The sequence below is a fragment of the Paenibacillus sp. JT31N17 genome (assembly GCF_056269255.1).
Window position 1 is genome coordinate 233,688 of record NZ_JBWDNP010000012.1, and the last position, 9,894, is coordinate 243,581.

At 50.2% G+C, this 9,894-nt stretch carries 8 protein-coding genes; 2 read left to right on the top strand and 6 right to left on the bottom strand.

The genetic code is table 11. The features are described from left to right. Window positions 1–114: 114 nt before the first annotated feature. A complete protein-coding gene (locus AC0YOB_RS28635) occupies window positions 115–804 on the top strand; it encodes a Crp/Fnr family transcriptional regulator (protein WP_475795691.1) in 690 nt (229 codons plus the stop codon). A 76-nt stretch (window positions 805–880) separates the two neighbouring features. Continuing rightward, entirely contained in the window at window positions 881–1,438 is a 558-nt protein-coding gene (locus AC0YOB_RS28640) for a peroxiredoxin family protein (RefSeq protein ID WP_475795692.1), read from the top strand. Window positions 1,439–1,674: 236 nt separating this feature from the next. Here AC0YOB_RS28640 and AC0YOB_RS28645 read toward each other — a convergent pair whose 3' ends face one another. The 6 genes from AC0YOB_RS28645 to AC0YOB_RS28670 all read right to left on the bottom strand — a co-directional run. Next, complete coding sequence (locus tag AC0YOB_RS28645; protein WP_475795693.1) at window positions 1,675–3,126, bottom strand: FAD-dependent oxidoreductase; 1,452 nt, start codon at window positions 3,124–3,126, stop codon at window positions 1,675–1,677. A 367-nt stretch (window positions 3,127–3,493) separates the two neighbouring features. Further along, entirely contained in the window at window positions 3,494–5,107 is a 1,614-nt protein-coding gene (locus AC0YOB_RS28650) for an extracellular solute-binding protein (RefSeq protein ID WP_475795694.1), read from the bottom strand. A gap of 31 nt (window positions 5,108–5,138) precedes the next feature. Next, window positions 5,139–6,032, bottom strand: coding sequence for a carbohydrate ABC transporter permease (locus AC0YOB_RS28655; protein WP_475795695.1), 894 nt, complete (start codon window positions 6,030–6,032; stop codon window positions 5,139–5,141). A gap of 19 nt (window positions 6,033–6,051) precedes the next feature. Beyond that, window positions 6,052–6,978: an ABC transporter permease gene (locus tag AC0YOB_RS28660; protein ID WP_475795702.1), complete on the bottom strand. Its 927-nt coding sequence runs from the start codon at window positions 6,976–6,978 to the stop codon at window positions 6,052–6,054. 308 nt (window positions 6,979–7,286) lie between these two features. Continuing rightward, on the bottom strand, window positions 7,287–9,419 hold the full coding sequence (locus AC0YOB_RS28665) for a helix-turn-helix domain-containing protein (protein WP_475795696.1): 2,133 nt from the start codon (window positions 9,417–9,419) through the stop codon (window positions 7,287–7,289). 36 nt (window positions 9,420–9,455) lie between these two features. Beyond that, on the bottom strand, window positions 9,456–9,894 hold a 439-nt coding region (locus tag AC0YOB_RS28670; protein WP_475795697.1), incomplete at its 5' end, for a hypothetical protein.

Below are 9,894 nucleotides of genomic sequence, written 5' to 3' on the forward strand. Positions count from 1 at the left end.
TGACAGGCGCGAAACTTCACAAATTCATCGATGCCATGAGCCTGCTGGTTGCTGCTCCGCGCACCGATCCTGTACAATAAAGGCTATCAATCTGTCCGATCGGAGAATATCCTTATGACCCGACTTTCCCCAGAGCTGCACACTCTCTCCAAGGTTTTTCCCTGTTTTCAAGCGCTCTCGCCTGAGGAGTGGGCCGATGCGCAGCCCGTGCTCCGGGTTTTTCCTGCGCACTCGACCCTGTTCCGCAGCGAGGATGCCGCTGAATATGCCGTGTTCCTTCTAGCAGGAACCGTACAAATCTCGAATATAACCGAAGACGGCCGTGAAGCCGTTGCAAGCCGGCTGTCTGCCGGCGATATATGCGCCATGATGGTGCTGAGCGGATTGAGCGAACGCGAATATCCCGGGGCTATGACGGCTGAGACCGAGGTTGCGGCCCTCTTCGTAACGAAGAGCTCGTTTCTGCGCTGGATTCAGAGGCATCCCCCTATTCGGAACGCGGTTTTCGGCAATATTCTGGATGGACTGATTCGAATGGGAGGCAGCCTCTCGGCAAAATTGTCAAAGCCGCTGGAAGCGCGTCTCGCAGAAGTCCTGTTGAAGCTGACAGCGGAGCAGCAGCCAACCATCCATATTACACATAAACAGCTGGCTGCCGAGCTTGGTTCCGTACGTGAAGTCGTCAGCCGCCAGCTGAACCGTATGCAGTTGAATGGTTGGATCACAACGGGAAGGGGCTGCGTATCGATTCAGCAGCGCGAAGCTTTAAAGGAGCTTGTTGGTGACCAGGTCACAGAAGATTGAGCCTTCCCGTGGTAAGGTAAAAATCAGTCGGTTCAGACTGAGGTTACCCTATCATATAACCAGGAGGCTATTTATCATGAGAATTCCATTAAACAAGGGAATGACCGCACCGGATTTCACATTTGCCGGTACCGGCGGAGCTCCGCTGCAATTGACCAGCCTGCGCGGCCGCAGGGTGCTGCTTGCGTTCTTCCGCAACGCCGCCTGTGCCATGTGCAATTTGCGGGTGCGGCACTTCATCCGCAGCTATGAACAGTGGAGCCGGCAGGGACTCGAAATCATCGCGGTGTTCGAGTCGCCCGAGACCGGCATCACCCGCCATGTCGGCCAACAGGAAGCGCCATTTCCGATAATTGCCGATCCTGAGGCGAAGCTTTATGACCTGTATGCCGTTGAGGTATCCGAAGAGAAGACGCAGGCAACGATGGCAGATCCGAATACAGAGAATTTCATCAAGGAAGCAGCGGCGGAAGGCTTCGCCTTGACTCGGGAGGAAGGCGCCAATTTTCACCGCATACCGGCCGAATTCCTTATTGATGAGAAAGGCATTATCCAAATGGCACACTACGGCCGGCTGGTGACGGATCACCTGCCATTAGATGTAATTGAGCATTTTGTCACTGAAGATAATTGAGACTCAGCCCGTACAGGAACGTCTACAAGTGCGGCTGCACCAGGCCCAGAATACCTCGGTTGCTGCTTCTTCAGCAGTCCCGTCTGGCTGTATAACAAACAGGGGAGCCAACCATAAGGCCCCCCTAATCTTCATTGCTGTAAATAAGCATCTCTTTCTTACTCTATCATTCGTTCGTAATCGTAGATCTTCTTGACCTCAAAGCGCCTCTCCCTGGACATTGGACAAGCGTCCATTTAACAAGGCATAATCTCTTCCAGTGCTTCCGCTAGCGGCAGGCCATGCTCCTCCAGCAGATCCGCAAGCAGCTGGCGGCCCTCGTCGGATGCTTCAAGAGCCATTGTGACCATTTGCGGATTAAACAGCTCGCGCAGCGGCACCGATAATGTATTTACTGCCCAGTACATGCCGAATAATTGGAAATTATGATTTCCCGTCCCCTCCTTCAGCATCAAATCCATGAACCTCCGGGCAAAAGCAATCCCCTTGAGCGGCTCGCCCCCCGCTTCGTATTCGACGCCTTCCCACTGCAAATCCGCCGCGCAGTTGAGCCACCAGGCAGGCGTAATCGCCTCATCCTGCATTTTCCGCAGCACGCTCTGCTCGAAGCCGGATTGAGGATTTCTCCTTTGCTCCTGCAAGCAGGCACTCAGCATATCCGCTTCGATCGCCGCTACCGTGATGCCTTGACCAAAGATAGGATCATAGATGCAGATAGCATCGCCCAGCGCCAGCAATCCGGCAGGCCACCTTTCCATCAGCTCATAGTGACGGCGGTACAATTCCGGGACGCGAAAGCCCCGGGGCGGAGTGACCGGTTCAAGCTCCTTCAGGATCTCCGCAATTATCGGGCTGGGAAGCTGGGCAACAGCCTGTTCGAATTCATCCGCATTCGTTGGCGGGTATTGTCCTCCCGGGCGATAAAGCACCATTTCGGCCACCTGATTCTCGATAAAGGAGAAGACGCCTGTGAACGTTCCGTTTGCCGGCTGGCCCATAATATTAATAACATCCCATTCCTCGGGCAGATGGGCCATATGGGCAGGAACCCTGTAACGCCGTGTGCTGTATCCGATTGCGGCTTTCATCTTGTCTTCTTGACGCACCTCGTAACCCAGATCGGTCAGCCATTGCGTAAGCTTCGAGGCGCGGCCGCTGGCGTCCACCACAAGATCCGCCGCAAGCTCACTCTCCCGGCCGGACGCTCCGCGTTCCTTGATTTGAACCCCTGTAACGGCAGTCCGGTCCGGAGTCGTCACGAGCTGCAGCACATCATGCTTCGGAAGCAGCCTTATCTGTGGAATTTTCTTTACGCGGCCGCGGATGACCCACTCCAGCGCCGCCCGGCTGAACTTGATATCGTTGCGCGGGTAAGGATTGGATACCGTGCCGTATTGACTCATCATATGGGCGGTCTTATTCAGTGAAGACGGGGAACCGAGCGCCACCAATTCTTCCTCATAGCCGGGAAAAAGCTTCTCGGTAATCTCCTTGCCGCGGTTCGTGAACCGATGGGGATGAAAACCGTGCGGAACGCCAAGACGGTCCTCGGGCTGCTCCCCGGGAAATTCATCCTTGTCGATGATGAGCACCTCTTCGTAATAATCCGCCAAGACCCTCCCTGCCAATAAACCGGCCATGCTGCCTCCGATAACAATCGCTTTTCCCTGCCTTTGTGTGCTGCTCATGTGAATCTCTCCTTTTTTGATTGATTAATTCAGTCAATTATGAGTTAAAAAAAATTTCCCTCCAAGATAGTCCTCTTAATAAACGAGAAGGAGGGATTCCGATCCTGTTTTTAGATTGATCTGTTCAGTCAAAAATAGAATAATTCATTTTACTCCGGCTGTCAATTAAAATAGTTTCCTTGTACAGCCTGTCAGCTATTCCTTCCCAGGGTGTCTTTCTGTGTTTTTCCGATCATGAAAAGAAAACCTTGGACCGGTTCCTTTAACTGGAGCCGGTCCAAGGTATATGCGCAGCAGGCTTGCGAATTGGATAGGTTATGACGTTTCTTCGTGGACCTGTCCGGTGCTGTCCGCCGGCTCTATTCTATTAGTTCGATCCGGCCCAGCGGTCATAGGCAGTCTGATACACTTCGAGCAGCTTGTCTACTCGCATATCCTCAATCGTCTTCTGGAAGGTGTCCCAATTCTCCAAGGGAGCTTCTCCTGCCACCAGCTTGGCTTCCATGCTCTCCAGGTACGTATTGAGGTCGGTTTCAATGCCCTGAATTTGCTGTCTCTCTTCCGGCAGCAGATAGATTTCGGGGAAGACGGGCTCTCCATACGGCGCCAGCTTCTCGTCTACCTCTTTAATTCGGTATTGATGCATGGTATCTTTCCAGTTGGCTTCTACCTCATTGGGGGTGAACATGGGGACCGCCACGCCGACTGCAGGTGTAATGCTGCCGCCGCGGTATTCTTCAAGGTTCATGCCTTCGGGAGGGTTCCTGTATTTGCGCAGCTTCTTCTCCGGATCAGCCCATTCCCACAGATCGCCTTCTTTGCCGTAGTGGACCAATATTTCCCCTTCTGAGCTGTACAAGTAATCGACCCATCGGATCATCGCTTCCGGATCTTTGCTCTTGTTCGTAATGGCGAATGTTCCTCTTGTCATTCCAGACCACTGGGTAATCATCGGCTTGCGATCGGCAGAACTGGTAAGGGCCGGAAGAATCGGATGTATGGTGGAGCTCTCAGCGTCTCCTCCCAAAGTAAGATAAGGCAGCGAGTCCGTGAACATACCGATTTGTCCCGCATTTCCCTTGGCAGATTTCTGTTCCACCGTCTGGGAGAACGTCCCGGGATCCAGCAGCTTCTCTTTCCACAGTTTATTCATAAACGTCACGTACTCTTTATATTCAGGTTGTACGGCTCCATAGATGACTTTGCCATCCTTTACGATATGCGCTCTTCCAACAATTCCGAAGGCAGGCAGCAGGATGTTGCGGACATCACCCAGATTTATCGAAGTAAGGGGGATTTCATCCGGCTTGCCGTTGCCGTTAGGGTCCTTGTCTTTAAACGCGGTCAGCAGCTCATACAGTTCATCCGTTGTATGGGGAAGCTCTGATATACCCAGTTTTTTCAGCCAATTCCCGTTGATCCACGTGGCCGGCAATTTGGCTATGGAGGCCATGTTAACAGATGGCAGTGCGTATATATGACCGTCCGGCGCAGTGACCGATTTCTTAATTTCGGGATGCTCGTCGAACATTTTTTGAATATTCGGCGCAAATTTTTCGACCAAACCTTCCAATGGAATGAGAACTCCCTGCTTGCCATACGTAAATTCATCATCCGGGGTTAACTGACCTCCGAAGAAGACGTCTGGAATTTCACCGCTGGCGAAGGACAGATTCTTCTTCTCGTCATAATCTGCCTGCGGAGGCGTGTTGAATTCAAATTGAATGTTGGTTTTTTCCTGCATTTCTTTGAAAAACTGCAGATTCTTCCATTCGCCAACAAGCGCGTGCCTGGCGCCCATCATGGATACTTTAATAGGCTCCTTTACAATGGGGAATCCTGTTTCGTTGAAATTATCGCCTGGTTCCCGTTTTTCAAGCGCAGCCCCGGATTCATTGCCCCCGCCGTTCGAGCATGCGCTCAGCAGCATGGATCCGGCCATTATTGACGACAAACAGATAGTTAGCCATTTTTTCCTCATCCTTGTTCAAATCTCCTTTAACTGATTATTATCATTCTTTAATAGAACCGACCAGAACGCCCTTCAGAAAGAAGCGCTGCAAGAAAGGATACGCAATAAGCAGCGGCAGTGTGGACACGATGATGACGCCATATTTCAAGATGGATGCGATACGGGCTTGCGAAGCCATGGCTTCCGCCTGAATGGCACTGCCCGACATATTCTCGGAACTCATCTCCTGAGCGACGAGAATCTTGCGCAGCACCATTTGCAGCGGATACATACTGTCATCGTTCAAATAGATCAGCGCATTGAAATACTGATTCCACAAGCCGACCCCATGGAAGAGCGACATGACCGCAATTATGGGCAGGGAGAGGGGCAGTGCGATACGCAGAAAAATATAGAAGTAGGATGCTCCGTCCACCTTGGCCGCCTCAACGAGCGGATCAGGCACATTTTGCTGAAAGAATGTCTTTGCCACAAGAATGTCCCACGCCCCCACCACGCCGGGAATGACCATTGCCCATACCGTGTTAAGCATGCCTAATTGCTTGACCAGCAGATACGTCGGAATCAGTCCTCCACCGATCATCATGGTCAAGAGAAAGTACCACAATATCAGCCTTTTACCCATCAATTCTTTTCTCGACAGCGCATAGGCGCATGGCAGCAGCACGGCCAGGTGCAGCAATGTTCCAAGAACCGTGTATACAATGCTGTACAGGTACCCCATCCATATCTCGTTGTTATGCAGGATGCGCTGGTAGCCTTCGAAGGTTATGCCGCGCGGCCAAATCCACACCTTCCCGCTGTTCACAAGCATAGGGTCGCTTATGGATGCAGACAAGACGAACAGGAGGGGAAAAAGAATAATCCCGATGACAATCAGCAGCAGTCCATTATTGATCGTATCAAATGTTCGGTCGGACAGACTCCGGTTCATGATTAGCGTTCCCCTCCCTTTACCATAAGCTGTTTTCCGTTGTTTTTCTGGCAATCTGGTTGGCTGTGACCAGCAGGACGACATTAATAAGCGAATCGAACAGCCCTACCGCCGCAGAGAAGCTGTACTGCGATTGCAGCAGACCGCTGCGGTACACGAAGGTCTGAATGACGTCGGATGACGACATATTCAAGGCATTCTGAAGCAGCAATACCTTCTCGAAGCCGATTGACATGAAGCTGCCCATCGTCAAAATAAACAGAATAATGATGGTCGGCATAATGGCAGGAATGTTGATATGCCATATCCGGCGCATTCTTGAAGCCCCATCGACAGACGCGGCATCGTGCAGATCGGGATTCACGCCTGCCAGTGCCGCCAAGTAAATGATCGCTCCCCATCCAAGACCTTGCCATTGACCCGACCATACGAAGATGTGCTTGAACCAGTGCGGAATAATCAGGAATGGGGTCGAATCGCCTCCGAACGCTTTTATGATATTGTTGATCAAACCAGTCTCGGGGTCGAGAAAGGCAATAATCATGCCTGCCATTACGACCGTCGATATAAAATGGGGAGCATAAGTAATCGTCTGCGCCCATTTCTTGAACGCTGCATGCTTGACCTCGTTAAATGAAAGCGCCAGTATAATCGGCAATGGGAACAGCAGCAATCCATACACATTGAGTACAAGCGTGTTCCGAATGAGGTCCTTGAAGTAGTAGGAGTTAAAGAATCGCTGAAAGTGATCGAAGCCGACCCATGGACTGCCCCATATCCCCGAAGTGGCAATGTATTCCTTGAATGCAATCTGCACGCCATAAAGCGGAATATAATGCAGAATGAAAAAGTAGAGCAAAGAGGGAAGAAGCAATATATACAGCTGCCAGGTTTTACTCAGGTTTCTCAGAACCATGCCTGTCGCTGATTGCGGCTTTCTATCCATGCCTCTCCTGGTTTCATCCAGGGCTTCCTCCGCTTTGAACAAATAGATCTCCTCCCCTTGCAAGATGATGTGCATGCCCAGAAAAACCGGTTTTTGGATGCGCTTTCAGTTTATGTCTGACTCAACATCCCGTAAACATGTCATTTTTGCAAATGACAATGCGCAAAGCCGAATACTTGGCGGCCACAGGCGCATAGCGTGATAAAAGATATGTTGTTTTTGAACTTCAAATGGACCGATTCGCCAAATGACAACGCGTTTGAAATGATAAAAAAGAGCACATTCGCCATGGAAAGTGCTCTCCTGTTTCAAAGCATGTCTGCTCTTCGCTTGCGGTATTCGCCCGGCGTCAATCCCTCCGTCTTTTTGAATTTGCGGATGAAATTTGGCGTGTCGAGATAACCAACCTCCTGAACGATGGTTCTGATTGGCTTGACGGTATGTTCAAGTTCCCTCTTTACCGCGTTTAGCCGAAGCTCCCACAAGTACTGCATGAACGTAATATCCGCTTTCTCTTTGATAAACCGGCTAAGATAAGATTCGGACAATTTGAAGTGGGCTGCCGTTCCCTCGAGACTGAAATCGCTCTCCCTGAAATGCTTTTGGATATAGAGCATGACCTGTTCGCTTAACAGCAGCCTCTCCATCTCCTTATTCTGGGCCGCTTGTCGGCAGATTCCTTCATTAAATTGGTACAGCAGAGTCTCCAAATCTTCAATAGAGGTAAAATTGACGATCTTCTCTTCCAGCGCTGCATCCGCATATTCCATGCTTGCCGCCGCCCGGAAGACAATATTGACGACATCGAAGCAATAGCAGCGAAGCAAATAGACCGGCACGCGGAACGTCTTGAGCTGATTCAGCATTATGCCGAGTGTTTCCGCAGCCGCCTGTTTATTGCCCTTTTTTAAGCTTTGCGTAAGCTTGAGATGAATATCGGACTGATACCAGCCGCTCGTTCCTATCCGGGCTCCTGCCGGCTTGAAATAAACGACGGTATCGGTTCCGCTGGCAACCTTGTAATCCGTCGCCGCCGAGGCCTCGATGTATGAATTATGTACGCGGGTGATATCGTCATATATTCCCCCGACCCCCATCGTCACGCCTCGGCCCGAATCCGCCTTTTGCTTTTCCAAGTCGCGAACCGCTTTTTCCATGGACTTGTCATTCAAGCAATTTATCAAGACCGCAATGGCATGATCATGAATAAGCTCCACACCAAAGCCAATCGCATCCTGCAAATGCCAGCCTTCCAGTTTCTTTAGCAGCGTACTCCGCACCTTCGCTTCATGCGAGAACAAATCGTCAAAAGAGACATAAACTACGAAAAAATTAGGGTATGGAAAAACAATGCCGGACATGGCGCAAACCTCGCGGATATTGTCCCGATCCTCCCAACTCCCGCCCAGCAGCTTCAACAAACATTGATCCCGGACGTAAGGCTCCTGAACGGACATCCGTTCCTGCATACGATTAACCGGCCGGTATTGATGCGCTGCGAAGAACAGGGCCAGGGCCAATCCCGCAAGAATCAGCCACGCGGCAATGAACAGCAAGAGCATGGGAAGATGGAACGCCTTCTTGAAGAATTGCGCGGTCGGCATCGCCATGACGAACGTCCATCCGGTCTCCGCCGAGCGGACCGTGACCACTGAATATTTCGTATGATGAATAGTTGCCTGGGAGATGCCTTCCGCCGACAAATCAACGGATTCCAAGTCTTTGAATTGGAGCTCCCCGCCATTGTTCTGAGAAGTTATTATATCGTTGTTGTCGTTAAGAATATAAACATAGCCTTCGAAGTCGCCCAGTGTACTGTGCATCATGTTCTGAAACACATCGTCCTGGACAAAATAGATGACGGTCCCGTGCTTATTCGTCTCATGCGGCGGAATGGGGCATAGAAACAGCATCGTACCCTTCCTCTTATTATCCACCGATCCGAAATAGTCCGCAGGAAGTACAGTCGGCGTCTTGAGCCCTTTGATCAGATTTAAAAAACGTTCCTTCTCTATATCGTTTGCCCCCAGTATCCGCTTCAGCAGCGTATCGACAGAGTAATAGCCGCGGTCTGAGTACATATTCTGCGAATCTCGGTAAAATAGAAAAATTTCATCGATAATGGCGGTTGAAGACTTGTAAATACCCAATTTCTCGACCGCTTCCCGGCTGCTGTACGGATGACTGACCATGTAGGGCGTCAGATCCGAGTCATACGTAATTCGGGCGGCAATTTGGTTCATTTCCTTTATGCGATTATAGGTCAGCTCACTGGCCTGCAGCAATTTATTCCTGTTCGCCTCTTCAATTTCATTATTCCATGTTTCGTCGGTTTGATGGTAAATAAACAGGATCATGACGATAAACGGGACGAAAAAAATAATCAGATACGAGAAGACATAACGTTGAAACACTTTGGACTTTATATATAAATTGAACACGGCATCCATCCTCATACCCATAATATAGCGCTTTCATTATACGATATTTATTACAGGTAAATAAAGCAAGGGGTTCGTCCTTTTAGAGGGTCTTTGAGCAGCTGATGTGGGGAAAAGCGGTTTGTTTCTTGATATAGGCGTACAAGGTGAAACGGCTGTCGCCGTCCTCATGGCGGTGGCGCGTTTCATTCCGGTGAAATATAGAGAAAGTATGGCGAAATGATATACTTTCCTATATTTTAAGGTGAAACGGCTGACGCTGCCCTCATGGCGGTGGCGCGTTTCATTCCGGCGAAATAGAAGCAGAGTATAGACCGCGGTTTTACTTTCTTCTATTTCAAAAAAAAAGCCTGCCTGAAGAATATGAAGTGCACCCCTTAGAATAGACATTGGAAAAACCCCCTGGTTATTCCGATGAATTCTAAGGGGTGCATTTTTATGGCGATTAAAGGACAAAAGTATCAATACTATCCAG